This is a genomic window from Cellulomonas shaoxiangyii, assembly GCF_004798685.1.
GTDB lineage: Bacteria > Actinomycetota > Actinomycetes > Actinomycetales > Cellulomonadaceae > Cellulomonas > Cellulomonas shaoxiangyii.
In genome coordinates this window covers 1,660,562-1,685,989 of the sequence record NZ_CP039291.1, presented here as the reverse complement: position 1 = coordinate 1,685,989, position 25,428 = coordinate 1,660,562, and the positions used below count along the sequence as shown (strand labels likewise).

Here is a 25,428-nt window from a genome sequence, read left to right as displayed (position 1 = left end):
GGCGGGCGCCGGGTGAGGGTCAGGGCAGGGGGGCGGGCCCCAGGTACGGGCTGAGCGCGGGCACGTTGCGCAGCACGCCGAACAGCACGACGGCCACGAGCAGGACCCAGGCGAGCTGGGCGGGCGGCGCGGCTGGGGGCGCTCCGCGCCACCGGCGCCGCGTCCACGCCGCCCACGCGACCAGGAGCAGCGGGGCGACGACCACCCACAGCGGGTTCGCCTGCCAGGCACCGACGAGGTCGCCGGTGAGCAGGTCGTGCGTGGCCCGCAGCCCTCCGCAGCCCGGGCAGCTGACCCCGAGCAGGAGCACCGACGGACAGATCCCGTAGGACAGCGGCTCGTACGGCGAGCGCACGGCGAGCAGGGCGGCGGCGGCCAGGCCGAGGGCACCGGTGCCCAGCGGGAGCAGCACGCCGCCGCGCCCCGCCGGACGGCGGGAGGCGGCGGCGTGCGTGGCCGTGCTCATGAGCGTCAGGGCGTCTGGAGCTGCTGCTGACGCTGGACCTCGTCCTCGAGGTACTCCATGAAGCCGCCCCAGCCGCCGTACTGCGAGATGCCGGCCAGGAAGCTGATGAGGAAGTACAGGCCGATGACCAGGCCGATCGCACCGAGGATCAGACCGGCGAGGGCCATCCCGCGGTTCGTCGCCTCACCCCGTGCCGCGGCGCCACGGCCGAGGAACCCGAGGATGACGGCCGGGATGCCGGGCAGCCAGCCCACGCAGCACAGGACGATCGAGAGGATGCCGAGCACGAGCGACCAGATGCCCAGCGCGTTCTTCTGCGTCGAGCCGGCCGAGGCCGGGTCGCCCCAGCCCTGTGGCTGCCCGTAGCCCTGCGCGTCGCCGTAGCCCGGGGCCTGGCCGTACGCCGGCGCCTGGCCGTAGGCCGGGGGCTCGCCGTACGGCGGCGCGCCGCCGGTGCCCGCGGGCTGGCCGTAGGCCGGGGCGGAGGGAGCGTCGGGGCTGGTGCCCGCCGGGTAGGGCGGCACGTCGGAGCCGGACGACGGCTCCGGCGCGCGCGGTGCGTCGCCCGCGCCACCGGGGCCGGTCCCGCGGGGCTCGTCGTCGGGGGCGTACGGGTCGCGCGGGTCGTTCGGGCTCGACATCCAGCTCTCCCTGCGTCAGGAGGCGCGGTGTGACGCGCCTGCGAGGGACCGGGCGGGCAGACGCCCGCCGGTCGGGTCAGTGACCGCCGCGGCGCTTCTCGCGCGCACGCGTCGCGTCGCCGCCCTGGCCGTAGCCCAGCACCTGCAGGACCTTGCCCAGGACGATGCCGAGCACCATGACGCCCACCCCGACCCAGAACAGCCAGACGACCGCGAACGCGACTCCGAGGGCGGCGACGATCGCGCCGAGCACGACCGTCCATGTCGTCGTCCACGCGGCCACGGTCTTGCCGTGGTTGGTGGGCGGGGTCGTCGGCGGCAGGTGCACGGTCTCGGTGGGGACCTGGTGCTGCGCGCGGTGGGCCAGGGAGTGGTCGGCCATCGGTACGTCCTTCGGTGCTCGGTTCGCGCCAACCCTATCCGAGTCGTCAGGGATGCACGCGCTGGTCAGGAGTGGGGCGGGTCGGTTCGGAGCCATCGGTGTCAGGAGGGGTCGTCGCCGCGGCTGAGGGCGTCCCAGTCGGCGCGGTCGTCGTCGTCGGGCCCGGCGCCACCCGCTGCGGCACCCGGCGCGGCGGCACCCGCCGCGGGCGTGCGCGGCACCTCGTGCCGGCGCGAGCGCTGCCTCCAGGCTCCGCGCGCGCGCAGGAGCGCCAGGGCGAGCACCACCACGAGGACACCCAGGGCCGTCGTGACGACGGGACCGGCGGTGAGCCCGGCGTCCGGGGCCACCGGCTCGACGCCGGTGCGCGCCGCGACCGCAGCGGTCGCCGCGCCCGCGGGGTCGCGCAGCACGGCGAGGGCTGCCGCGACGACGAGCGCACCGCACGCCGCCGTGACGACGGCGACCACGCGACGGCCGACGGGCCCGACCAGGGCGAGCGCGCCCGCCGACGCCAGCAGCGCCACGGCCGCCGCGAGGACCTCCGGCGCCGCCTCGGTGCCCGGCACGCGGACCACCACGTCGCCCTCGAGCGCCGTGCCCGCGCGCGCCGTGACCCAGGTCGGGAGGGCGGACGCCGCGACGGCCGCGGCCGCGAGCACGACGAGCGCCAGCCACCGCCCGCGCCGAGGCGCGGCGCCGCGGCCCTCCGGGCCTGCCGTCACGGCGCGTCGCGCCGCAGCCGTGCGGCCACCTGCACCGCCCGGACGGCGGCGGCGGCCTTGTTGCGCGACTCCTCGTACTCGAGGGCGGGCACGGAGTCGGCGACGATCCCGCCGCCCGCCTGGACGCTCGCGCGGCCGTCGCGGATCAGGGCGGTGCGGATGGCGATCGCCATGTCCATGTCCCCGGTGAAGTCGAAGTACCCCACCGTGCCGCCGTAGACGCCGCGCCGGGCGGGCTCGATCTCGTCGATGAGCGCGATCGCCCGCGGCTTCGGCGCCCCCGACAGCGTGCCGGCCGGGAACGTCGCGACCAGCGTCTGGAGGGCCGTCGCGCCGTCCCGCAGGCGTCCGACGACCGTCGAGCAGATGTGCATGATGTGCGAGAAGCGCTTGACCGCCATGAAGTCGACGACCTCCACGCTCGTCGGCTCGCAGACCTTGACCAGGTCGTTGCGCGACAGGTCGACGAGCATGATGTGCTCGGCGCGCTCCTTGGGGTCCGCGAGCACCTCGTCCTGCAGCGCGCGGTCCTCCTCGGGCGTGGACCCGCGCGGGCGGGAGCCGGCGATGGGGAACGTCACGACGTGCCCGTCGGTCACCTTGACCAGCGTCTCGGGGCTCGAGCCCACGACGGCGAAGTCGCGGCCGTCGGCGTCCTGCAGCGCGAGCAGGTACATGTACGGGCTGGGGTTGATCGTGCGCAGCACGCGGTACACGTCGACCGGCTCCGCCGGGCAGTCCAGGTCGAGGCGCTGGGACAGGACGACCTGGAACACGTCGCCGTCCCGGATCGCCTCCTGCCCCCGGCGCACCGCGTCCTCGAACTCCGCGCGCGTGCTCCGGAACTCGAGCTCGGGCTCGTCGGCGGAGTCGTCGAGGACCGACGTCGCGGGCGGAGCGGGCCGGCGCAGGGTCGCCTGCATCGCGTCGAGACGCGCCACCGCGTCGGCGTGCGCCTCGTCGACGCGCTCGTCCGTCGCGTCGAAGTTGATCGCGTTCGCCACCAGCCACACCGAGCCGTCGACGTGGTCCACGGCCGCGAGGTCGCTCGCGAGCAGGAGCGTCACGTCCGGCACGCCCAGCTCGTCGGGCGCCTGCGCGGGCAGCGTCGGCTCCCACTGGCGCACCACGTCCCACCCGAGCACCCCGACGAGGCCGCCGGTCAGCGGGGGAAGCCCCTCGACCGCCGGGCTGCGCAGCACGTCGAGCGTGCGGCCCAGGACGTCGAGCACCGGCCCGTCGGTCGGCACGCCGACCGGCACGTCGCCCGTCCACTCGGCGCGCCCGTCGCGGACGGAGAGCGTCGCACGCGACCGCACGCCCACGAAGGACCAGCGGCCCCACGAGCCGTCGGACTCCGCCGACTCGAGCACGAACGTGCCGGGCCGGCCGGCCGCCAGGGTGCGGTACAGGCCCACCGGCGTCACGTCGTCCGCGAGCAGGCGACGCACGACGGGGACGACGCGACGCGTCGGCGCCAGCTCCCGGAACTCCTCGAGCGACGGCCAGGTCCCGCCCCAGGGCAGGTCCGCGGCGGTCGCGCGGAGCGCGGCGGGGGCGGACGGCTGGGTCACGGGACGTCTCCTTCGGCGAGGTCGGACGGCGTGGCGCCGGCGGGGTCCGGCGGCAGCGTGACGGGCAGCGGACCGCCCGCCTCGAAGCAGGTGCGCGCGCCGGTGTGGCATGCCGCGCCGACCTGGTCGACGGTCACCAGCACGGCGTCGCCGTCGCAGTCGAGGTCGACCGAGCGCACGTGCTGCACGTGCCCCGACGTGTCGCCCTTGCGCCAGTACTCCTGGCGCGAGCGGCTCCAGAAGGTCACGCGCCCCGTGGTGAGGGTCCGGTGCAGCGCCTCGTCGTCCATCCAGCCGAGCATCAGCACCTCACGCGTGTCGTGCTGCTGCACGATCGCCGCGACCAGACCGGCGGCGTCGCGGCGCAGGCGCGTGGCGACGGCAGGGTCCAGGGCGCCGGAGCGCGGGCCGGGGGCTGACGGGGTGGCGTCGACGGGCACCGGACGATCCTGCCACGCGGCGGGCCGCCGCCCGCCCGCGGTCCGCGGCGACCGCGTCACGCCGGCGGCCGTGCGGGCCGCTGCCGCTCAGCGCGTCTGCGCCACCCAGGCGGCGTGCATGGACGCGTAGTGCCCGCCCCGCGCGACGAGCTCCGCGTGCTCCCCCACCTCGACGACCTCGCCCGCGTGCACCACGACGACGAGGTCGGCGGCCTCCGCGGTCGAGAGCCGGTGGGCGATCGTCAGCGTCGTGCGACCGCGGGCGAGCTCACGCAGCGCGCGCGCGATCCGCACCTCCGCGACCGGGTCGACCGCGGACGTCGCCTCGTCGAGCAGCAGCAGGTCGCCGTCCGCGAGGCGGGCGCGGGCGAGCGCGACGAGCTGACGCTCCCCCGCCGACAGCATCTCGCCCCGCTGCCCGACGGGTGTCGCGAGGCCCTGCGGCAGCTCGTCGACCCAGGGGTGCAGGCCGAGGTCCTCGACGGCGCCGCGCACGCGGGGGTCCGCCACCGGGTCGCCGTCGACGTCCTCGTCCCGCAGGCCGTACGCGATGTTCTCGGCCAGCGTGCCGTCGAAGAGGAAGCCCTCCTGGGGGACCAGCACGACGCGCCGGCGCAGGTCCGCGCCGCGCACGTCCCGCAGGTCGACGCCGTCGAGGCGGACCGCCCCGGTCGTCGGGTCCATGAACCGGGCGACGAGCTTGGCGAGGGTCGTCTTGCCCGACCCGGTGGCCCCCACCACGGCGACCGACGTGCCGGCGGGGACGTCGAGGGTGACGTCGCGCAGGACGGGCGGCCCGTCGGGGTACGCGTAGCCGACGTCGTCGAACGTCAGGGTCGCCGGGCCACGCGGGCTGGGCCGGCCGGAGTCGCCCGGGTCGGCGACGTCCACGGGCGTCTCGAGCACGCCGAGGACGCGCCGCCACCCGGCGACCGCGTTCTGCAGCTCGTTGAGGATCTCGGTGGCCATCTGCACGGGTCCGGTGAACAGCTGCACGAGGAACAGGAACGCCAGCACGCGGCCCACGCTGATGTCCCCGAGCACCCCGAGCCACGTGCCCACGGCGACGACGGCGGCCAGCGCGAGGTTCGCGACCAGCACGCCGGACGAGAAGACCACGGCGACGAGGTTCTGCGCCCGCACCATGGCGTCGCGCGTCGCCCGCACCGCCGCGTCGATCCTGCGCTGGGTGCGTGCCGCGACGCCGTACGCGCGGATGGTCTCGGCGCCCACGACGGCCTCGGAGACGGCGCCGAGCATCGCGCCGTACCGCTCGCGCACGTTCCCGTAGCGGGCGTTGACGCCCTTCTGCATCCGCGGGAGCACGATCAGCAGCGGCACGAAGCACAGCCACACCAGGACCGTGAGCTGCCAGGAGTACACCGCCATGAGCGCGGTCGCCACGAGGATCTGCAGCAGCGAGACGAGCAGCATGATGCCGCCCCACTGCACGAACATGGAGATGGTGTCGACGTCGGACGTCACCCGGGACACCAGCGACCCGCGCCGCTCGCTGCCCTGCGTCAGCACCGACAGGTCGTGGACGTGCCGGAACGCGCGGGTGCGCAGCGTCAGCAGCCCGCTCTCGCTCGCCCGGAACAGGCGCACGTTGACGCCCGCCGAGCACGCGGCGCCGACGAGGAGCCCCGCGGCGGCGAGCCCGACGAGCGCGGCGACCCGCGGCACGTCGGCGCCACCGGGCGCGAGGATGCCCGTGTCGACGGTCTGCTGCACGGCGAGCGGCACGAGCACGCGCGCGACGGCCGCGAGCACCGCCAGCCCGAGCGTGCCGACCAGCCCCTGCAGGATCTCGGGCGACACCTGCACCCCGCGGCGCAGCGTCGCGAGGACGCCCAGCGTGCTCGCGGGTGCCATGCGGGCGTCGGCGCGCACGCCCCCGTCGGCGGCGGTTCCGCTCATCGTCGTCCTCCCCCGGTGCGCACGTCCCGCGCGTCGTCGTCCTGTGCCACCTCGATGGCGTCCGGCGCAGCGCCGTCCTCCTCGACGGCGCGCGCGTCGGCGCGCTCCCGCTCCCGCCGGACCGACTCCTGCTGGTACGCCGTCGCGAGCGCCGCGTACCCCGGGTCCCGCGCGAGCAGCTCGTCGTGGGTGCCCCGGTCGACGACCCGGCCCGCGTCGAGGTGGAGCACCTCGTCGGCGAGCAGCACCGAGGACATCCGGTACGCGACCAGCAGGACCGTCGGCACCGCGGCGTCGCCGTCGGCCCGCAGACCCGTGAGGATGTCGCGCTCCACGCGCGGGTCGACCGCCGACGTCGCGTCGTCGAGGACCAGGACCCGCGGCCGGCGCACGAGCGCCCGCGCGAGCGCGAGCCGCTGACGCTGCCCGCCCGACAGGTTGGCGCCGCGCTCCCCCAGGGGCGCGTCCAGGCCGCCGGGCAGCGCGCGCACGACGTCGTCGACGCGCGCGGTGCGCAGCGCCTGCCACACCGCGTCGTCCGACGGGGCGTCGGGGTCGTCGGCGTCGGCGAGCGTGACGTTGCCCCGGACGGTGTCCTCGAAGACGAACGTCGACTGGCTGACGAACGCCACCTGCTCGGCGAGGTCGGCGGGCGCCAGGGTGCGCACGTCGCGGCCGTCCACCTCCACCACGCCCGCCGACGGGTCGGCGAGCCGGGGGACGAGGCTCACGAGCGTCGTCTTGCCGGCCCCCGTCGCCCCCACCACCGCCAGCGTGCGGCCGGAGGCCACCTCCAGGTCGACGCCGTGCAGGAGCTCCGTCTCCCCGTCGACCGTCGGCACCCGCAGCGTGACGCCGCGCAGGCGGACCTGCGCGCCGCCCGCCGTGCGGGGCAGCGGCGCGCCCCCGTCGACCGCGATGCCCTGCGCGTCGAGGACGCGGGCGATGCGGTCGTGCCCGACGAGCCCACGCGGCAGCTCGCCGAGCACCCAGCCGAACGCACGCACCGGCACCGCGAGCAGGGTGAGCAGGTAGGCGGCGCCCACGACGTCACCCGTCCCGATGGCGCCCGCCGCGACGCGCTGCGTCCCGACCAGCAGGACGAGGAGCGTGCCGATGTTCGGCAGCAGGTCGATGACGGGGTCGAACACGGCTCGGACGACGCCGACGCGCACGTTCGCGTCCCGCAGTGCCCGCGCGCGGTCCGCGAACCGGGCCTCCTCGCGGTCCTCGGTGCCGAGCGACTTGACCAGCGCGGCGGCCTCGAAGCTCTCGTGCGCGATGTCGGCGACCTCGGCGCGCAGCTGCTGCGCGCGCGTGATGGCGGGCGTCATCCGGCGCTGGAAGACGAGGTTCGCGACCACCGCCAGGGGCAGCACCACGAGCGCGGCGACCGCGAGCCAGACGTCGGTGCGCAGCAGCGCGGCCGCCGCCACGCCGATCATCACCACCACGCCGAGCGCGAACGGCAGCGGGTTGAACACGCCGGTGGCGGCCTCGACGTCCGAGCCCGCGTTGGACAGCAGCTGGCCCGTCGGGTGGCGCCGGTGCCACGTCATGGGCAGCCGCAGGTACTGCCGGGTGACCGCACGGCGGTGGTCCGCCTGGATGTCGGCGATGCCGATGCCGGCGAACATCCGGCGGAACACCACCGCGACCGCGAGGGTCAGCGCGACGATCACCAGCGCGACGCCGGCGACCCAGATGCGGCCCTGGGCCTGCGCCGACCCCTCGATCGCCGGGACGACGACCGCGTCCGTCGCCCAGGCGAGGACGCGGCTGACGGCGACGGTGGCAGCACCGAAGACGGCCGACGTGGCGACCGCGAGCAGGTAGGTACGGGGCTGCGACCGCACGCCGCGCCAGATCAGGGCGGCTGATCGCCTGGTGGCCGACCCCTGCAGCGCTGCTGGGGTCGATGGGGCGCGCGTGGGCACGACGGATTCACACTCCTGCGGGAAAGGGATTGCCACGATCCTCTCATGTGCGGGGCGCCGGGCCCGGGAGGCTCGCGCGTGGCACGATCCGTGGCATGACCTGGCACGAGACCGAGCGCGCATGGCTGGCCGACACCCTCCGGGGGACCGCCTTCGACGCACCGACGCTGTGCGACGGGTGGCAGGCGCGCCACCTCGCCGCGCACCTCGTGCTGCGGGAGAAGGCCCCGCGCGCCGGGGCGGGCGCCGTCCGCACGGCGGCGACGCAGGGGCCCGAGGCCGCGACGCAGCGGCTGGCCGCGTCCGTCGACGGGCCGACGGAGTACCTCCGCCTCGTCGACGCCTTCGCGACGCCGCCGCGCCGGTGGAGCCCGCTCGCGTGGGCCGGTGACGCCGTCAACGCCTCGGAGTACTTCATCCACACCGAGGACCTGCGTCGCGGCGCCGGCCACGCCGAGCCGCGCGCCCTGCCCGAGGGCCTGCGCGAGCTCCTGTGGCGCCAGCTCGTGCGCATGGCGCCGGTGCGGCTGCGCCGGCTCGGCCCCGGCGTGGTGCTCGTACGGTCGGACGACCTGCGCTCGGCCGTGCACCGCCCGCGTGCCGGCCACGGCACGGTCGTCCTGCGCGGCGACGTCGGCGAGCTCGTCCTCGCCGTGTCAGGCCGCCTCCAGGCGGCCGACGTGGCCCTCGAGGGCGCCCCGGCCGACGTCGCCGCCGTCCGCGAGCTGCTCAGCGGGCCCTGATCGGTTCCGCTCCCGTCGCGCGGGTCAGCGCACCTCGACGCCCGCGGCGCGCAGCGCGTCCTTGACCTGCCCCACCGTGAGCGCGCCGAAGTGGAACACGCTCGCCGCGAGCACGGCGTCCACGCCCGTGCGGGCCACGTCGACGAAGTGCTCGACGGTGCCGGCCCCGCCCGAGGCGATCAGCGGCACGCGGACGACGGCGCGCACGTCGCGGATCATCTCCAGGTCGAAGCCCGCGGTCGTGCCGTCCGCGTCCATCGAGTTCAGCAGCACCTCGCCGACGCCCAGCTCGACCGCCCGCCGCGCCCAGTCGACCGCGTCCAGACCCGTGCCGCGACGCCCGCCGTGGGTCGTGACCTCGTAGCCCGAGGCGGTGCGGGCGTCGCCCGTCACCCGGCGCGCGTCGACCGAGAGCACGAGCACCTGCGAGCCGAAGCGGTCCGCGATCTCGGTGATGAGCTCCGGGCGCGCGATCGCGGCCGTGTTGACGCCGACCTTGTCGGCGCCGGCCCGCAGCAGCCGGTCGACGTCGTCGGCCGACCGCACGCCGCCGCCCACGGTCAGGGGGACGAAGACCTCCTCGGCGGTACGGCGCACCACGTCGTACGTCGTCTCGCGGTCCGACGACGACGCCGACACGTCGAGGAACGTGACCTCGTCGGCGCCCTCGGCGTCGTAGCGCCGCGCGAGCTCGACGGGGTCGCCGGCGTCGCGCAGGTTGGCGAAGTTCACGCCCTTGACGACGCGCCCCGCGTCCACGTCGAGGCACGGGATCACCCGCAGGGCGAGGCTCATCGCGCCGCCTCCGCCGCGTTGCCGGTGGCGAGGATGTCGATGACGAAGACCACCGTCTGCCCCGCGAGGTCCTCGGCGTCCGTGACGCCCAGCGGGTAGCTCGGTGGCACGACCAGCATCACCTGGCTGCCGGCGGGCTGGTCGACCAGCCCCTCCGCCCACGCCTGCACGTCGGAGAGCAGGAAGGACACCGGCAGACCGCGCGCCCACGAGGCGTCGAAGAGCTCACCGCTCTCCCACGCGAAGCCGCTGTACTGCACCGTGATCACGTCGCCCGGCGCGACCTGCGGACCCGTCCCCCGCACGAGCGGCTGCACGACCAGGTCGGCCGGTGGCGGCGTCCCGGTCGGCGTCAGCGTGGACGACCCGTCCGCGGCGACGGTCACGGCGGGCAGCGCCGGGTCGGGCGCGACCGGCTCCCCCACCGCGCGCGTCGGCAGGACGTCCAGCACGGTCACCGTCGGGTAGTCGGCGCCCTGCCCGCCGGGAGCGACCTGCAGCAGGCGCGCCCCGACCTGCTGCCCGCGCAGGGTCTCGTACAGGTCCGTGCCGAGGTCCTCCTCCGTGAGCAGGCGGGGGGTGGGGCTCGTGGTGTAGCTCTCCTTGACGAGGCTGGCGTCGGTGGCGTTCTCGAGCCAGAAGTCGATGAGCACGGGCCCACCCTCGACGAGTGCCGCACCCGTGCCCGGCCACACCGTCTCGCGGTACGTCGAGTCGACCGTGAGCGGGGTCAGGTACGTGACGGTCGGCGAACCTCCCGGGCCGCCGGTCACGGTGACCTCCGGGTCCGCCGCGGTGGGTGCGCCGGTGCACGCCGCCAGCAGGAGCGCCAGGACGGCCAGCACCGCCACCCGGCGTGCACGCGCCACTCGCGCCACGTCGTGTTCCTCTCGCCGCACGGGCCGCGGCGCCAGGGCGCGTCGCGGCGGCGCGACCCCGGCAGGGGGCGTGCCGGGGCCTCACTTTACGTGCCGGTCGTGCGCCGCCGGGCGCCCGTGCGACGGCGACCGGTCACGCCGGGGCCGTCACATCGACTCGATGAGCCGGTCGACCCGCTCGTCGACGCTGCGGAACGGGTCCTTGCACAGGACCGTGCGCTGCGCCTGGTCGTTGAGCTTGAGGTGCACCCAGTCGACCGTGTAGTCCCGGCGCGCGTCCTGCGCCGCGCGGACGAAGTCGCCGCGCAGCTTCGCACGCGTCGTCTGCGGCGGGACGGCGGTCGCCTCGAACACGTCGAGGTCGGTCGTCACGCGCTCGACGAGCCCGCGCGCGGCCATGAGGTTGTAGAGCCCCTCGGTCCGGGAGATGTCGTGGTAGGCGAGGTCGAGGCGCTGCACGCGCACGTCCGACAGCTCGAGCCCGTGCTTGGCCCGGTACCGCTCGATCATCCGGTACTTGATGACCCAGTCCAGCTCGCGCTCGACGAGCGACAGGTCGCCCGTGCGCAGCGCGCGCAGCCCGCGCTCCCACAGGTCGAGCACCTGCTTCGTCTCCGGCGACGGCCCCACCTCCGCGTCGACGAACTCCGAGACGCGGGCCAGGTACTCCTCCTGCAGGTCGATCGCGGTCACCGTGCGCCCCGACGCGAGCGTGATCTCCTGGCGGCCCGTCATGTCGTGGCTGATCTCGCGGATCGCGCGGATGGGGTTCTCGAGCGCCATGTCCCGCATCGGGACGCCCGCCTCCACGAGGCGCAGCAGCAGGTCGGTCGACGCCACCTTGAGCATCGTGGTCGTCTCGGCCATCGACGAGTCGCCGACGATGACGTGCAGCCGCCGGTAGTGCTCGGCGTCGGCGTGCGGCTCGTCCCGCGTGTTGATGATCGGGCGCGACCGCGTCGTGGCGCTCGAGACCGCCTCCCAGATGTGGTCGGCCCGCTGCGAGAGGCAGTACACCGCGCCGCGCGGCGTCGTCAGCACCTTGCCGGCGCCGGTCAGGATCTGCCGCGTGATGAGGAACGGCACCAGCACGTCCGACAGGCGCGCGAAGTCGCCCTGCCGGCGGACGAGGTAGTTCTCGTGGCAGCCGTAGGAGTTCCCGGCGGAGTCGGTGTTGTTCTTGAACAGGTGGATCCGCCCGGGCAGGCCCTCGTGCTCGAGGCGCTGCTGGGCGTCGGCGACCAGGCCCTCGAGGATCCGCTCGCCCGCGCGGTCGTGCGTGACGAGCTGGCGCCAGTCGTCGCACTCGGCCGTCGCGTACTCGGGGTGCGAGCCGACGTCGAGGTACAGCCGGGACCCGTTGCGCAGGAACACGTTCGAGGACCGGCCCCACGCGACGACCTTGCGGAACAGGTAGCGCGCGACCTCGTCCGCGGACAGCCCGCGCCCGTCCTGCGCCGCGCACGTCACGCCGTACTCGGTCTCCAGACCGAAGATCCGCCTGTCCATGCGTGCCTCCCGTTCCTCGCCGCACCGCGCCGCCCAGCACGGCCGGTGCCCCCTGCTCAGGCCGGGGACGCCCCGAGCACGTCCTCGAGCAGCGCGCCCGTCAGGCGACGGAACGCGCGCCGCGGACGGGTGCGGTCGAGCACCGCCACCTCGAGCTGCGCCGCGCCCAGCGCACGCGGCTCGCCGTCGTCACCGGCGGAGCCCAGCACGCGCACGGCGAGGCCCAGGACCTCCGCCAGCGTCATCCCCGGGCGCCACTCGCCACCCAGCAGCCCCGCCAGGCGGTCGGCCTGACCCCCCATGACCACCCACCCGTGCTCGTCCGTCACGGACCCGTCGTACGACAGCCGGTAGATCTGGTCGCCCGCCGGGTCGCGACCGACCTCGACGACGACCAGCTCCACCTCGAGCGGCTTGGACTCCGTGGTGAAGACCGTGCCGAGGGTCTGCGCGTACGCGTTCGCGAGGCCGCGCGCGGTGACGTCGACGCGGTCGTAGGAGTAGCCGCGCAGGTCGGCGTAGCGCACGCCCGCCACACGCAGGTTCTCGAACTCGTTGTACTTGCCCACGGCGGCGAACGCGATGCGGTCGTAGATCTCGGAGATCTTGTGCAGCGCGCGCGACGGGTTCTCCGTCGCGAACGCGATGCCGTCGTCGTACTGCAGGACCACGACCGACCGCCCGCGCGCGATGCCCTTGCGCGCGTAGTCCGCGCGGTCCTTCATCAGCTGCTCGGGCGAGACGTAGAACGGCATGCTCATCGGTGGTCCTCCCCCGTCCCGCCGACGCGGCGCTCCGCCTCGATGCCCTCGGCGACCGCCGCGAGGTCCTCGTCCGCGACGCGCAGGTACCCGGCCTGGGTCACCGTGGCGACGACCGGCCAGATGCGGCGCACGCGGTCGGGGCCGCCGGTGGCCGAGTCGTCGTCGGCCGCGTCCACGAGCGCCTCGACGGCGACCCGCACCGCGCCCGCGGCGTCGAGGCCCGGCCGCCACCGCTTCTTCAGGGAGCCGCGGGCGAACACCGAGCCCGAGCCCACCGCGTGGTGGTCCTGCTCCTCGTAGCGCCCGCCCGTCACGTCGTAGGAGAACAGCCGGCCGACGCCGCGGTCGAGGTCGTAGCCGCCGAACAGCGGCACGACGGCCAGCCCCTGCATCGCCAGGCCCAGGTTGCCCCGGATCATCGTCGCCAGGCGGTTCGCCTTGCCGTCGAGCGACAGCAGGCTGCCCTCGATCTTCTCGTAGTGCTCCAGCTCCAGCTGGAACAGCCGCACGAGCTCGATCGCGAGCCCCGCGGTGCCCGCGATGCCGACCGCCGAGAACTCGTCCGCCGGGAAGACCTTCTCGATGTGCCGGCTCGCGATCATCGAGCCCATCGTGGCGCGGCGGTCACCTGCCATCACGACGCCGCCGTCGAACGTCAGGGCGACGATCGTCGTGGCGTGCGGCACCGCGATCTCACCCGTGGGCAACGGCCGGTTGCCCGGCAGCAGCTCCGGCGCGTGACCGGACAGGAACTCGACGAACGACGAGGTGCCGGGGGTCGTGAAGGCGTACGGCAGCCGGCCGGACGCAGCGGACGCGGACGAGACGTGCGACGTCATCGGCGCTCACTGACCGCCCTTCTGCACGAACCCGCGCACGAACTGCTCGGCGTTGGACTCCAGGACGTCGTCGATCTCCTCGAGCAGCGCGTCGACCTCGGCGTCGCGGGTCTGCGCGCTGGGAGCGGTCGGGGCGGGCGTGCCCGGCTCGTCGATCGGCTCGTCGTCCTCGCGGCGCCTGACGTGTTCCTGACCAGCCATGGTGACCTCCGAGCTCCGGGCCGGCGCGTCCCGCGCGCCCACGTGACCCACCCTAGGCCCATCCCCCCGGGGGCCGCAGCGACCGGACGCGGACGGGGGGACTCGCCGCAGGCTGTGGACGGTGCGGGCGCGAGGGCCCCGCACTGGCACGATGCGCGGCATGCCCCCATCGGCGCCGACCGACGCCCTCTACGCCCGCACCCTGCGCACGCTGCTCGACACGACCCGCTGCCCGGCCTGCGCGACGACGCTCCCCGGCGCGCGCTGCACCGCCTGCGGGCTGGACCTCGGCGTGCCCGAGGCCGCGCTGCTGTGGCACGACAGCGTCGCCGCCGCCGACGCCCTGCGCCGCCGCGAGGAGCGGATCGCTGCCATGCGCGCCGCGGCCGGTGCCCCGGCGGCCGCGGGTGCCGACGCGGCCGCTGCGGTGCCCGCGGCGCGGGTGCCCCTGGCGCCGGTGCCGGTGCAGGTGCCGGTGCCGGTGCACGTCGCTCGGCCCGTGCGCGCCGGCGACGACCCCTGGGCCCCGCCGTCGGCGACCGCACCGGTCGTCGCACCGGTCGCCGCACCGGTGCACGCACCCGTGACACGGTCCGCGGCGGGCGACCTCCCGCGGCCGCCGGCCGGCTCCTACCGGACGACGGGGCCGGGCGGCCCACCGCCGGGGTCCGCCGCCCCGCCGCGCACGCGCGCACCGTGGCGCGTGCAGACGGTGCTGCAGGTGGTCGGCGCGGCACTCCTCGTCGCCGCGAGCGTCACCTTCCTCGTCTTCGCGTGGGACGTCCTCACGCTCGGCGCGCGTGCCGCCGTGGTCGGCACCGGCACGCTCGTCGTCTTCGGCCTGGCCACGGTCCTGCGCCGGAGGGGCCTGCCGCAGGGCGCCGAGGCCGTCGGCGCCCTCGCGGCCGCGCTGCTGCTGCTGGACGCCTGGGCGGTGCGGGCGACGGGCGTGGTCGCCGTCGGGGACGGGCCCGGCCAGGCGACCGCGTCGGTGCTGGTGTGCGCCGTCCTGCTCGCCGGCTGGGGCACCGGTGCGCGCCTGCGCGCCGGCACGGTGACGGCCGCCGCCTTGCTGCCCGTCGCACCCCTCGTGTGGCTCGGCCGCGCCGACGGTTCCGAGGGCGTGGCGCTCCTGCTGCTCGCCGCGGCCGTGCTCACGCTGACCCGCGCGGTCCCGCCGTGGCGCGCGCACCGCCTCGACGTCGTGCTGCTGCGGGGCATCGCCGTGGCGACCGCCGTGCCGGCGCTCCTGGTCGCGGCCGGCGCGGCGGCGGTCCGCAGCGTGACCGGCGACGCGCCGTGGACCGCGGGCGCCGTGCTCGCCGCGGCGTGCGCCGTCCTCGTGCTGCAGGCGCGCGCCGACGGGCCGGCGCCGGGCGCCACCGGGTCGGACGCCGCACCTCGCCTCGCCGCAGCGGCGTGGGCCGGCGCCGCCGGTGCCACCGGTGCGGGCGCGGCCGCGGCGCTCGCCGCGGCGGCCGCCCGGGCTCTGGGCCTCGACGGTGCCGCGACCTGGCACGCCGCCGCGCTCGCGGCCGTGCTCGGCGCCGCGTGCCTGCCCGTCCCGTCCGTGAGCCGTCCGCGGGTCGGCGGCGCCGCGCGCGCCGCGACCCTCACGGCGGCAGTCCTGGCCGCCGGGGTCGCAGCGTCCGTGGCCGTCGCGCTGCTGGTGGCGCTCGTCTCCCCCCTGCGGCCGTCGGTGCCGGCGTCCGTGCTCGGCGTGGCCGCGCTCGGCGCCGCCGTCGTGCCGGCCCAGCGCGCCGCGCGGCGGGCCGGACCCGTCGCCCGCGGCGCGGCCGCCGGACGGGCCGTCGCCGCCGTGCTCGCGTCGGTGGCCGTGCCGGTGCTCCTGCTCGGCCCGGCCGCCCCCGGGGTCGGGCCCTCCGCACCGACCGCGCTCGCCGTGGCCGGCGAGGCGGTCGTCGTGGCGGGCTGGGTGCTGCTCGGCTCACGCGCCGCCACGTGGCGGCGTACCGCGCACGCGGGGGTCGTCGCGGCCGCGGCCACCGGGGTCGTCGCGGGCGCGGGTGCGCCCGTGTGGCTCGCCGCAGCCCTGGCGGTCGCGACCACCGTCGCGGTGCACGCCCGCGGCTGGAGCGGCACGGCGGCCGCCGCCGCGGCCTCGACCGCCACCGCCGGCGGGCTGGGCCTGCTCGCGGGCACGGCGCTCGCCGTCGCCGTCGGCACGCCGCCCGCGCCCGGCGCCGGGTTCGCCGCGGTCGTCGTGGTCGCCGTCCTCCTGGCGCGTGCGCGCCGCCGCACCGCGCCGCGCACCGAGCGGCACGCCGCTGTCGTCACCGCCGCCGCCGTCGCGGTGACCGGCTGGATGTCCGCATGGGCGGCGACGGCCGGACCGTCGACCGGAGGGGAGGCGACCGTCGGGGCGCTGCTCGCGGCCGCGGCTGCCGGCGCAGTCGTCGTGGCGCTCCTCGCCGACGTGGCGACCCGCGGCCGCGGCGCCGTCACCGCCGGCGCGGCCGCGGCCGCGCCGGTCGCCGCACTGGCCGTCGCGACCGTGCGCACCGCGCTCGGCGCGCCTCCGCCCGCCGGCACCGTCCTGGCGATGGTGGCCGTGGGCGCCACCTCCGTCCTCGCCGCGCACCTGGTCACCGCCCGCGGCGGCCCGCACGCGCGGACGGCCGGTGAGCTCGCCGGGTGGTGCGTCGTCGCGTGCGGGGTGCTCGGTGCCCTGCTCGTGGGCCGTCCGGCGACCGCCGCGGCCCTCGCGGTCGCCGCTGCGGCGGCCGGCGGCTGGGCCGCACACCGCGACCGCCGGTCGGCGTGGTGGCTGGCGTGGGGCCTCGGTTCCGCCGCGTGGTGCGTGGTGCTCGGCGCTCCCGGTGGGGTCCTCCTCGAGCCGTACGTCGTGCCGCCGGGCCTCGCGCTCGTGGTCGTGGGCGCGCTGAGGCTGCGGCGCCGGACCGGTGGGGCAGCGCCTCTCGTGGCCGGCGGCGCCGCCCTGGCGACCCTGCCCACCGCGGTGCTCCCCGCGGCGCTGGACGTCGGGGAGCGGTGGCTCGACCGCGGCCTGCTCACGACGGCGCTCGCCGGTGCGCTCGCCTGGGTCGCGGTGGCGCTGGCCCGCCGCGGTGCCGCTCCCGACGCGTCGAGGACGGCCGGCGCGCTCGCCGGGCTCACCGTGACCCTCGCCCTGCTCGGTCCCGCACGGCGCGCCGTCACGTCCGCGGTACGCCCGCCGGACGGGACAGCCGGGCTCCGGGCCGCCGACGGCGCGGGGCTGGTCGGGCTGGTCGAGCCCTGGGGCCTCGCCGCCGGGGCCCTGCTCGTGGCCGGGGCGGTCGTGGCCCTGCGCACGTGGCCGGCGACGGCGCGACGTCCCGTGGCACGCCTCGCGCCGTGGGCCGTGCTCGCCGTGACGGCCGGTCCGACGCTGCTGGCCACGCTCGCCACCGCGGACCGCGGCACCGCGGCCGGGGCCGCACGGCTCGGCACCGCGGCGGCCGTCGCCACCGCGGCCGCGCTCCTCGGGGCCCGGCAGGGGCGTCGCGTGCCGGCGGGCGGGGCGTCCACCGTCCTCCCCCGGCCCGCGCCGCCCGGGGCGGCCCGTGCCGTGGGGCCCCGGCTCGCGGACCTCGGCCTGGCTCTCGCCACGGCCACCGCGGCGGCCGCCACGGCGTGGGTCCCCGCGTCGGCGGTCGACGTCCCCGCGGCCGCCGTCGCGCTCGTCGCGCTGGTCACGGTGACGACCGCCGCACGGGCGCGCACCGACGTGCCCGCGTGGTGGCTCGTGCTCGGGGTCGTCGCCCTGGCGCCCCCGCTGCTCGTCCGGGCGGGCGAGCTGCGGCCGGTGGCGTGGGTCGCCGGCGCGGTTCTGCTCCTGGCCCTCGCCCACCTCGCCCGGCAGCCGCAGGGTGCGGGGTCTCATGGCGCGAGCGCAGGCACCGGGACCACCGGTGAGCCGGTCGCCGGGACGGACGCCCCGTCCCCGCACGCGCGTGCGGCGGCGACCGTCGGTCCGACGCTCGTCGTACGCACCCTGGCCGCCGCGGCCGCCGGGGTCGCGGTCCTCGGGCCGTGGGCCGACGCGCTGACGGCCGCCGTCGGCACGGCGCTGGGCGCGCCGACCGCCGGGGCGCTCGTCGTGGAGGTTCCCGCCCTGCTCGTCGCGGTCCTGGTCGCCGCCGCACTGCACCTCGGCACCGGTGACGCCGTGCGGGCGCCGTGGAGGCGCGCCGCCGTCGTCGCCCTGCTCGTCGTGCCGCTCGTCCTCGCGGTCGACGCCACGCACGTCGGCGCGCTCCGCGCGGCGGGCGTCCTCGCCCTCGGCGCCCTCGTGGCCCTGCGCGGGCGTGCCCGGCACGACGAGGGCCTGGGGCTCGTCGTGGCCGCCGCCGCCGGCACGGCCGCGGCGCTGCGCGGGGGCCCGGAGCCGATCGAGCTGCCCGTCGTCCTCGTCGGGCTGCTCGCGGTCGCGCTCGGCCTGCGCCGGGCGCACCGCGACGCGGGGACCGGGTCCTGGGTGGCGCTCGGGGTGCCGGTCGCCGTCACGCTGGGGGCGCCGCTCGCCGGGCTCCTGCTCGCCCCGACTCCGTGGCGTGCGACGGTGACGCTGACCCTGGCGCTCGCGGCGACCGTCGGCGGCGCGGTTCGTCGTCTGCAGGCACCGTTCCTGCTCGGCGCGGCGGCGGCGCTCACGGCTGCGGCGGTGCTGCTCACGCCGCTCGCCGCGGACGCGCTGACGCGCGTGGACGGCTGGGTGCTGCTCGGCCTCGGCGGGGCCGCGGTGCTCGCGCTGGGTCTGACCTACGAGCGCCGGGTGCGCGAGGCGCGGGAGGCCGTCCGGGTGGTGGCCGCGATGAGGTGAGGCCGGGTCAGGCGCCCAGGGCCGCGAGCAGGCTGCCCGCGTCGGGGCTGCGGTCGAGCAGCTCCCCCACGTGCGCGTGCGTGCCGCGCAGCGGATCGCGCATCGGGACCCGCTGGAGGGTGTCGGCTCCGGCGACGTCGAAGACGACCGAGTCCCAGCTGGCCGCGGAGATCTCCCCGGCGTACCGGGCGACCGCCTCGCCGCGGAAGTACGCGCGCGTGTCCCGCGGCGGGTGCAGCACCGCGTCGGCGACCTCCTCGCGCGTCACCAGCAGCTCGACCGCTCCCGCACCGACGAGCCGGTGGTACAGGCCGCGCTCCGGCCGCACGTCCGACCACTGCAGGTCGACGGCCGCCAGGCGGGGGTGGTCCCACGCCAGGCGGTCCCGGCGGCGCATGCCCTCGAGCAGGCGCAGCTTGGCCAGCCACTCGACCTCGCGCGCGCACGACGCCGGGTCCGTGCCCAGCCGCTCCAGCAGCGAGCCCCACCGGGTGACGACGTCGGCCGTCTGCTCGTCGGGGGCGCCACCCGTCGCCTCGAGCGCGCGTCGCACCGCCGCGAGGTACTCGCCCTGCACCTCGAGGGCCGTCAGGTGGCGCCCGTCCACCAGCTCCAGCCGCTCGCTCAGCGTGACGTCGTGGCTGACCGCGTGGACCGCACCGACGGGGTCCCGGAGGGCGAGCCGGTCGACGGCGCGGACCACGTCGCGCGGGAGCGCACCGGCCTCGGCCTGCTCGACGAGCCACAGCACGAGGGACGTCGTGCCCAGCCGGACGTAGGTCGCGACCTCCAGCATGGTCGCGTCCCCGATGATGACGTGCAGCCGCCGCCACCGGCTCGGGTCGGCGTGCGGCTCGTCGCGGGTGTTGACGATGGGCCGGCGCAGCGTCGTCTCCAGCCCGACCTCCGCCTCCATGTAGTCGGCGCGCTGGGAGAGCTGGAAGCCCGGCGTCTCGCCCCGCTGGCCGAGGCCGACGCGGCCGGCACCCGTGAAGACCTGGCGCGTGACGAGGAACGGCGTCACACGGGCCGCCAGGTCCCCGAACGGCACCGCACGGTCCACGAGGTAGTTCTCGTGCATGCCGTACGTGGCGCCCTTGCCGTCCACGTTGTTCTTGTACAGCGCGACGTCGGGCAGCGCACCGTTCGACGCGAGCGCGCGGACCGAGTGCAGCATGACGAGCTCTCCGGCGCGGTCCCAGCGCACCGCGTCCAGCGGGTTCGTCACCTCGGGCGACGAGTACTCCGGGTGGGCGTGATCGACGTACAGCCGCGCGCCGTTCGTCAGGATGACGTTCGCGGCACCCGGGTCCTCGTACTCCTCGACGGCGCCGCGCGGCATCTCCTGCGGCCCGTCGTCCGACGGTGCGGGGACCGCCGGCGTGTCGGTGAGCATCGAGGGGTGGGCCGACGCGCGCAGCAGGTGGAACCCGCGCGCGTCGTGCAGCGGGTCCTCGTCGTCGTAGTCCCAGCGCGCACGCGCGCGCCCCGACTCGCGCGCCGCAGCGTGGACGGCGACGACGTGGCTCGACAGGAGCATCGGGTTCGCCATCGGCCGTCCCGGCTGCAGGACGCCGTACTCGGTCTCGATCCCCATCACGCGGCGCACGGTCACGCCGTCCACCCTAGGCCGACCCCGCGACGCCCGGCCGCGGCGAAGCCGTCAGAGGTACTGGCCGGTGCTCGTGACGTTCTCGATCGTGCGCGACGCGTCGACGCCCTTCTTGCCCTGGACGATCGTGCGGATGAACACGATGCGCTCCCCCTTCTTGCCGGAGATGCGTGCCCAGTCGTCGGGGTTCGTGGTGTTCGGGAGGTCCTCGTTCTCCTTGAACTCGTCGACGCACGCCGTCAGCAGGTGCTCGACGCGGATGCCGCGCTGACCCGTCGACAGCAGGTCCTTGATCGCGGTCTTCTTCGCGCGGTCGACGACGTTCTGGATCATCGCGCCGGAGTTGAAGTCCTTGAAGAACAGGACCTCCTTGTCGCCGCTGGCGTACGTGACCTCGAGGAAGCGGTTCTCGTCGCTCTCCGAGTACATGCGCTCGACGACCCGGGCGATCATCGCCTCGACGGCCGCCGCCGCGGACCCGCCGTGCTCAGCGACGTCGTCGGGGTGCAGCGGCAGCTCGGCGGTCAGGTACTTCGCGAAGATCTCGCGCGCGCCCTCGGCGTCGGGCCGCTCGATCTTGATCTTCACGTCGAGCCGACCGGGCCGCAGGATCGCCGGGTCGATCATGTCCTCGCGGTTCGAGGCGCCGATGACGATGACGTTGTCGAGCCGCTCGACGCCGTCGATCTCCGACAGCAGCTGCGGCACGATCGTCGTCTCGACGTCGCTGGACACGCCCGTGCCGCGCGTGCGGAACAGCGACTCCATCTCGTCGAAGAAGACGACCACGGGGTGCCCCTGCGACGCCTTCTCCCGGGCCCGGGCGAAGATCAGGCGGATGTGCCGCTCGGTCTCGCCCACGTACTTGTTCAGCAGCTCGGGGCCCTTGACGTTGAGGAAGTAGCTGCGCGCGTCGGCGACGTCCGCACCACGGGCGGCGGCGGCGGTGGCGGCCAGCGAGTGCGCGACGGCCTTGGCGATGAGCGTCTTGCCGCAGCCGGGCGGGCCGTACAGCAGCACGCCCTTCGGCGGCTTGAGCCCGTGCTCGCGGAACAGGTCGGGGTGGAGGAAGGGCAGCTCGACGGCGTCGCGGATCGCCTCGATCTGCGGGCCGAGCCCGCCGATGTCCCCGTAGTCGATGTCGGGGACCTCCTCGAGCACCAGCTCCTCGACCTCGGCGCGCGGGATCACCTCGAAGACGAAGCCGCTGCGCGAGTCGATCGTCAGCGCGTCCCCGACCCGGACGCCCGCGTCGCGGACCTGCCCGGCGAAGCGCACGACACGCTCCTCGTCGCCGCGGCCCACGACGAGCGCGCGGTCCTGGCCGAGGACCTCCTTGACCGTGACGAGCTCGCCGACCTGCTCGTACCCGCCGGCCTCGACGACGGTGAGCGCCTCGTTGAGCATGACCTCCTGCCCGGGGCGCAGGCGGTGCACGTCGAGGGTCGGACTGGCGCCGACGTGCATCTTGCGGCCGGCGGAGACGACGTCCACCGTGCCGTCCGTGCGCGCCGCGAGGAACGTCGCGTACGTGCCGGGGGGCTTGGCCAGGTCGTCGACCTGGCGCTTGAGCTCGAGGATCTGCTCGCGCGCGGCGACCAGGGCCTCGCTGAGTCGCTCGTTCTTCGCGGCGAGCACCGCGAGCTCGCGGTGCAGCTCGTGTCCAGGGGCAGCCGGTTCGGTCATGATGTCGGCCTCCGTTCCGCGTCGCGCTGCGTCGTTCCGGTCCACCGTGCACGCCGCTGTGCTGCTGGTTGGTCGACCCTAACCGCAGGTGTCAACCACGGCCGCGCGCAGGCACGCCCGCGCGGCGGCGTCCCGGAGGGTGGACGCCTGCCACCGGGGCGCGTCAGTCGCCGGACGGGTCCCCCGGTGCGGCGTCACCCGGGTCCCCCGGTGCGGCGCCGCGCGGCGCGCTCGTCGCGGGCCCGTCGGGCAGGTCCTCGGGCGCCACGTGCAGGTCGCGCCGCACGCGCCGCACCTTCTTGTCGGAGACCTCGCGCTCGCCGAGCGCCTCCGGCGACCACAGCGCCTCGTCGGCGGCGGGGGCGCCGTCGGCGGCCACCGGGTAGTTGCCCTTCGCGGGCCGGCGGCGGCGCTGCGGCGGCTCGACGCCGTCCGCGAGCCGCCGGGTCGTCAGGAGGAAGCCGGTGTGCCCGATCATGCGGTGCTCCGGACGGACCGCCAGGCCCTCGAGGTGCCAGCCGCGGACCATCGACTCCCACGCCTGGGGCTCGGTGTACCGGCCGTCCGCGCGCAGGTCCTCGGCGAGGCGGGACAGCTGCGTGGTCGTCGCGACGTAGCAGATGAGGACGCCGCCGGGCGCGAGCGCGCCGGCCACGGCGTCGAGGTTCTCCCAGGGCGCGAGCATGTCGAGCACGACGCGGTCGACCGTGCCGGGGTCCGCGAGGGTCGGCAGCGCGTCGGCGAGGTCGCCGATGGTCAGCGACCACGCCGGGTGCGGTCCGCCGAAGAACGTCTCGACGTTGCCGCGCGCGATCGCGGCGAAGTCCTCGCGGCGCTCGACGGACAGCACGCGCCCGCCGTCGCCGACGGCGCGCAGCAGGGACAGCGTCAGCCCGCCCGAGCCGACGCCCGCCTCGACCACCGTCGCGCCCGGGAAGACGTCGCCCATGGTGACGACCTGGCCGGCGTCCTTGGGGTAGACGACGGCCGCGCCCCGGGGCATGGACAGGACGTGGTCGGACAGGAGCGGGCGCAGCGCGAGGTACTCGATGCCCGCCGTGTTGCGCACGACGACGCCCTCGGGAGAGCCGATCAGCTCCTCGTGCCGGAAGTACCCCTTGTGCGTGTGGAAGGTGCCGTCGGGGTGGAGCGTGATCGTGTGCAGCCGGCCGCGCGGGTCGGTGAGCTGGACGCGCTCACCGGTGCGGAACGGTCCGCGGCGCTGGGCGGCCCCGGTCGGGGCGGGCACGGGCGCGTCGTCGTGTGTCACGGGGCGCGAGTCTAGGCGCCGGTGCCTGCCCGGCCCGACGCGGCGGCGGGCGGCCGCAGCGGCGGCGACGTCCCCGCGCACGGCCGGGGGTGCACGTCACACGCGGAGGGCCGCCAGCACGTCCACGGTGCGCACGAGCGCGACGACGCGCCCGTCCACGACCGCCGCGACGACCGGTGCGTGCGCCGTCGCGGCGCCCAGCGCGGCGAGCAGCGGCTCGCCGGCGAGCGTGCCGTCGACGAGCGCGCCGACGGGCAGCGGCGTGGCCACCGCTGCGACGGTCGTGGTGCCGGCCAGCGCGTCGGGCACGCGGCCCGCGGCCTCGCGGTCGACGTACGCGGCGGGCCGGCCGTCGGGCGCCGTGACGACGACCTCCTCGACCCCCGCCTCCCGGGCCGCGGCGCGTGCGTCCGCGAGCGAGGCGGTCGCGGGGACCGCCACGGCGGGGCGTCCGACGGCCCCCAGCGTCAGCGCGTCGACCGCGCGTCCGGTGCGGCCGCCCCGCACGGCCGCGGACGCGCCCGACCACAGGAAGGCACCGAGGAGCGCGGACCACGCGACCGTGACGAGGCTCGGCGGCCGGCCCTCCAGGAACGGCACCGCGAGGGCGACGACGAGCACGCCGACCGCGACGAGACGACCGGTCCAGCCGGCGACGACCGCGCCGCGGTGACGGTCGCGCGTGAGCGCCCACACGGCCGCCTCGAGGATGCGGCCGCCGTCCAGCGGCAGGCCGGGCACGAGGTTGAACGCCCCGACGAACCCGTTCGCCGCGGCGCCCGCCCACAGCAGGACCTCGAGCACCGACCCCGTCGTGGCCGCGTTCGCGGCGAGCAGGAAGCCACCGGCCAGCACGAGGTTCGCGACCGGGCCGACGGCCGCGACCAGGGCCGCGGTGGCCGGCGTCGGCGCGAGCCCGCCGAACGTCGTGTGGCCGCCCATCAGCGTGAGCACGAACGCGTGCGGCTGCTGACCGCGCGCCCGCGCGACGAGCCCGTGCGCCAGCTCGTGCACGAGCACCGACCCGAACAGGAGCACCACGAACACCCCGGCGACGGCGTACGTGGCCGCGGGCGGCAGGCCCGTGGACGCCTGCACGGACGGCGCGAACAGCAGCGTCAGGACGAGGACGGCGAGCAGCCAGCTCGGGGCGAGGACCACGGGTGCCCCGGCGACGTGCCCGAGGACCCAGCCGGACGGGCGCGCGGGACGCGGGGTGCTCACGCCGACCAGCGTACGGTCCGGCCCCGTACGCGGCCGGGCTGTCGGTGGCGGCACCTACCCTCGTGACGTGGCCGTCGACATCGAGATCTCCCCCGCTCCCGCCCGTCCGGACGCGGCACCCGTCGCCGGTGCACCCACGGACGCGGGCGCCCGGCCGTCGGTCCCGGGTCTCTCGCCGTCGCGCGCGAACGACTTCCTGCAGTGCCCCCTGCTCTTCCGGTTCCGCGTGGTCGACCGGCTGCCCGAGCCGACGTCGCTCGCGGCGGCGCGCGGCACGCTCGTGCACGCGGTGCTCGAGGCCCTGTACGAGCTGCCGGCCGCCGAGCGCACGCCGCAGGTCGCGCACGCGCTCGTGCCGGTGCACTGGGAGACGCTGGTGGCGTCGTCCGCGACGTACGCGTCGCTGCTGTCGACCGAGGAGGAGCGCGCGGAGCTGGTCGCGTCGGCCGAGCGGCTCCTGACGACGTACTTCACGCTCGAGGACCCGACCCGCCTCGAGCCGCGGGCGCGCGAGCTGCGCGTCGAGGTGGACCTCGAGGACGGCCCGCGGCTGCGGGGCGTCATCGACCGCGTCGACGTCGCGCCGAACGGCTGGGTGCGGGTCGTCGACTACAAGACGGGCAAGTCCCCGCGCGCCGGGTACGAGAGCAGCGCGCTGTTCCAGATGCGGTTCTACGCGTACGTCGTGTGGCGTACGCGCGGGGTGCTGCCCAAGCGGCTGCAGCTCGCCTACCTCGGCGACGGCGTCGTGGTCACGCACGAGCCCACGGAGCCGGAGATGCACACGCTCGAGACGCGCGTCCGCTCGATCTGGGCCGGCATCCAGGACACCGGGCGCTCGGGCGAGTGGCGCACGCGCACGTCGCGCCTGTGCGACTGGTGCGCGTTCCGCGACCGTTGCCCGGCGTTCGGGGGGACCCCGCCCGAGATCCCCCCGGGTGCCGTGGAGCGCGCCCTCGGCGTCGTGCCCGACCCGGCACCGGCCGCCTGAGCCGCC

At 76.6% G+C, this 25,428-nt stretch carries 21 protein-coding genes; 3 read left to right on the top strand and 18 right to left on the bottom strand.

What is annotated here, in order from left to right; all coding sequences use genetic code 11:
• Positions 1 to 19 precede the first annotated feature (19 nt).
• The 8 genes from E5225_RS07760 to E5225_RS07725 all read right to left on the bottom strand — a co-directional run bounded on the left by E5225_RS07760 (position 20) and on the right by E5225_RS07725 (position 8,004).
• Positions 20 to 466, bottom strand: a complete 447-nt coding sequence (locus tag E5225_RS07760; RefSeq protein ID WP_135971741.1) for a DUF2752 domain-containing protein — start codon at positions 464 to 466, stop codon at positions 20 to 22.
• A 5-nt stretch (positions 467 to 471) separates the two neighbouring features.
• Entirely contained in the window at positions 472 to 1,107 is a 636-nt protein-coding gene (locus E5225_RS07755) for a DUF4190 domain-containing protein (protein WP_135971740.1), read from the bottom strand.
• Positions 1,108 to 1,183: 76 nt separating this feature from the next.
• Entirely contained in the window at positions 1,184 to 1,489 is a 306-nt protein-coding gene (locus tag E5225_RS07750) for an HGxxPAAW family protein (RefSeq protein WP_135971739.1), read from the bottom strand.
• Between the two features lie 101 nt (positions 1,490 to 1,590).
• Positions 1,591 to 2,214, bottom strand: a complete 624-nt coding sequence (locus E5225_RS07745; protein ID WP_135971738.1) for a Trp biosynthesis-associated membrane protein — start codon at positions 2,212 to 2,214, stop codon at positions 1,591 to 1,593.
• Entirely contained in the window at positions 2,211 to 3,788 is a 1,578-nt protein-coding gene (locus tag E5225_RS07740) for an anthranilate synthase component I (RefSeq protein ID WP_243737998.1), read from the bottom strand. Before E5225_RS07740 ends, E5225_RS07745 begins: the two co-directional genes overlap by 4 nt.
• Positions 3,785 to 4,228, bottom strand: coding sequence for a phosphoribosyl-AMP cyclohydrolase (hisI, locus tag E5225_RS07735; protein WP_135971736.1), 444 nt, complete (start codon positions 4,226 to 4,228; stop codon positions 3,785 to 3,787). Before hisI ends, E5225_RS07740 begins: the two co-directional genes overlap by 4 nt.
• A gap of 87 nt (positions 4,229 to 4,315) precedes the next feature.
• Positions 4,316 to 6,148, bottom strand: coding sequence for an ABC transporter ATP-binding protein (locus E5225_RS07730; protein WP_135971735.1), 1,833 nt, complete (start codon positions 6,146 to 6,148; stop codon positions 4,316 to 4,318).
• The gene (locus E5225_RS07725; protein ID WP_243737997.1) at positions 6,145 to 8,004 is read right to left on the bottom strand and encodes an ABC transporter ATP-binding protein; all 1,860 of its coding nucleotides are present in this window, start codon (positions 8,002 to 8,004) and stop codon (positions 6,145 to 6,147) included. The genes E5225_RS07730 and E5225_RS07725 overlap by 4 nt, the downstream gene beginning before the upstream one ends.
• 176 nt (positions 8,005 to 8,180) lie before the next feature.
• Here E5225_RS07725 and E5225_RS07720 point away from each other — a divergent pair, with 176 nt between their 5' ends.
• Entirely contained in the window at positions 8,181 to 8,828 is a 648-nt protein-coding gene (locus E5225_RS07720; protein ID WP_135971733.1) for a TIGR03085 family metal-binding protein, read from the top strand.
• Between the two features lie 24 nt (positions 8,829 to 8,852).
• On the opposite strand, the gene hisF is transcribed toward E5225_RS07720, so the two are convergent.
• The 6 genes from hisF to E5225_RS07690 form a co-directional block, all read right to left on the bottom strand.
• Positions 8,853 to 9,623 (bottom strand): imidazole glycerol phosphate synthase subunit HisF, encoded by a 771-nt coding sequence (gene hisF, locus E5225_RS07715; protein WP_135971732.1) that lies wholly within the window; start codon positions 9,621 to 9,623, stop codon positions 8,853 to 8,855.
• A complete protein-coding gene (locus E5225_RS07710; RefSeq protein ID WP_244243690.1) occupies positions 9,620 to 10,492 on the bottom strand; it encodes an FKBP-type peptidyl-prolyl cis-trans isomerase in 873 nt (290 codons plus the stop codon). The genes hisF and E5225_RS07710 overlap by 4 nt, the downstream gene beginning before the upstream one ends.
• 156 nt (positions 10,493 to 10,648) lie before the next feature.
• Entirely contained in the window at positions 10,649 to 12,010 is a 1,362-nt protein-coding gene (gene pafA, locus E5225_RS07705; protein WP_135971731.1) for a Pup--protein ligase, read from the bottom strand.
• Positions 12,011 to 12,066: 56 nt separating this feature from the next.
• Positions 12,067 to 12,771, bottom strand: a complete 705-nt coding sequence (gene prcA / locus E5225_RS07700; RefSeq protein WP_135971730.1) for a proteasome subunit alpha — start codon at positions 12,769 to 12,771, stop codon at positions 12,067 to 12,069.
• Complete coding sequence (gene prcB, locus E5225_RS07695) at positions 12,768 to 13,613, bottom strand: proteasome subunit beta (protein ID WP_135971729.1); 846 nt, start codon at positions 13,611 to 13,613, stop codon at positions 12,768 to 12,770. Before prcB ends, prcA begins: the two co-directional genes overlap by 4 nt.
• 6 nt (positions 13,614 to 13,619) lie before the next feature.
• Positions 13,620 to 13,814 carry a ubiquitin-like protein Pup gene (locus E5225_RS07690; RefSeq protein ID WP_135971728.1) on the bottom strand — a complete coding sequence of 65 codons (195 nt, stop codon included), beginning with the start codon at positions 13,812 to 13,814 and terminating at the stop codon, positions 13,620 to 13,622.
• Positions 13,815 to 13,974: 160 nt separating this feature from the next.
• Here E5225_RS07690 and E5225_RS17505 point away from each other — a divergent pair, with 160 nt between their 5' ends.
• The gene (locus tag E5225_RS17505; RefSeq protein ID WP_167306016.1) at positions 13,975 to 18,639 is read left to right on the top strand and encodes an SCO7613 C-terminal domain-containing membrane protein; all 4,665 of its coding nucleotides are present in this window, start codon (positions 13,975 to 13,977) and stop codon (positions 18,637 to 18,639) included.
• 7 nt (positions 18,640 to 18,646) lie between these two features.
• Here E5225_RS17505 and dop read toward each other — a convergent pair whose 3' ends face one another.
• The 4 genes from dop to E5225_RS07665 form a co-directional block, all read right to left on the bottom strand.
• Positions 18,647 to 20,254, bottom strand: coding sequence for a depupylase/deamidase Dop (gene dop, locus E5225_RS07680; RefSeq protein WP_135973784.1), 1,608 nt, complete (start codon positions 20,252 to 20,254; stop codon positions 18,647 to 18,649).
• Positions 20,255 to 20,302: 48 nt separating this feature from the next.
• Entirely contained in the window at positions 20,303 to 21,937 is a 1,635-nt protein-coding gene (arc, locus tag E5225_RS07675) for a proteasome ATPase (protein ID WP_135973783.1), read from the bottom strand.
• Positions 21,938 to 22,100: 163 nt separating this feature from the next.
• Positions 22,101 to 23,186 carry a tRNA (adenine-N1)-methyltransferase gene (locus tag E5225_RS07670; RefSeq protein WP_166435971.1) on the bottom strand — a complete coding sequence of 362 codons (1,086 nt, stop codon included), beginning with the start codon at positions 23,184 to 23,186 and terminating at the stop codon, positions 22,101 to 22,103.
• A 117-nt stretch (positions 23,187 to 23,303) separates the two neighbouring features.
• Positions 23,304 to 24,431 carry a site-2 protease family protein gene (locus E5225_RS07665; RefSeq protein ID WP_135973781.1) on the bottom strand — a complete coding sequence of 376 codons (1,128 nt, stop codon included), beginning with the start codon at positions 24,429 to 24,431 and terminating at the stop codon, positions 23,304 to 23,306.
• 67 nt (positions 24,432 to 24,498) lie between these two features.
• Between E5225_RS07665 and E5225_RS07660 the strand changes: the two genes are divergently transcribed.
• Positions 24,499 to 25,422 carry a RecB family exonuclease gene (locus E5225_RS07660; RefSeq protein ID WP_279536551.1) on the top strand — a complete coding sequence of 308 codons (924 nt, stop codon included), beginning with the start codon at positions 24,499 to 24,501 and terminating at the stop codon, positions 25,420 to 25,422.
• The last annotated feature ends 6 nt before the right edge of the window (positions 25,423 to 25,428 follow it).

What these genes read in the sequence shown, in the direction of transcription:
- E5225_RS07720 (WP_135971733.1), top strand. Translation starts at nt 8,181, where the DNA reads ATGACCTGGCACGAGACCGAGCGCGCATGGCTGGCCGACACCCTCCGG.
- E5225_RS07690 (WP_135971728.1), bottom strand. Translation starts at nt 13,814, where the DNA reads ATGGCTGGTCAGGAACACGTCAGGCGCCGCGAGGACGACGAGCCGATC.
- hisF (WP_135971732.1), bottom strand. Translation starts at nt 9,623, where the DNA reads ATGAGCCTCGCCCTGCGGGTGATCCCGTGCCTCGACGTGGACGCGGGG.
- prcA (WP_135971730.1), bottom strand. Translation starts at nt 12,771, where the DNA reads ATGAGCATGCCGTTCTACGTCTCGCCCGAGCAGCTGATGAAGGACCGC.
- E5225_RS07755 (WP_135971740.1), bottom strand. Translation starts at nt 1,107, where the DNA reads ATGTCGAGCCCGAACGACCCGCGCGACCCGTACGCCCCCGACGACGAG.
- E5225_RS17505 (WP_167306016.1), top strand. Translation starts at nt 13,975, where the DNA reads ATGCCCCCATCGGCGCCGACCGACGCCCTCTACGCCCGCACCCTGCGC.
- arc (WP_135973783.1), bottom strand. Translation starts at nt 21,937, where the DNA reads ATGACCGAACCGGCTGCCCCTGGACACGAGCTGCACCGCGAGCTCGCG.
- E5225_RS07750 (WP_135971739.1), bottom strand. Translation starts at nt 1,489, where the DNA reads ATGGCCGACCACTCCCTGGCCCACCGCGCGCAGCACCAGGTCCCCACC.
- E5225_RS07730 (WP_135971735.1), bottom strand. Translation starts at nt 6,148, where the DNA reads ATGAGCGGAACCGCCGCCGACGGGGGCGTGCGCGCCGACGCCCGCATG.
- pafA (WP_135971731.1), bottom strand. Translation starts at nt 12,010, where the DNA reads ATGGACAGGCGGATCTTCGGTCTGGAGACCGAGTACGGCGTGACGTGC.
- prcB (WP_135971729.1), bottom strand. Translation starts at nt 13,613, where the DNA reads ATGACGTCGCACGTCTCGTCCGCGTCCGCTGCGTCCGGCCGGCTGCCG.
- E5225_RS07760 (WP_135971741.1), bottom strand. Translation starts at nt 466, where the DNA reads ATGAGCACGGCCACGCACGCCGCCGCCTCCCGCCGTCCGGCGGGGCGC.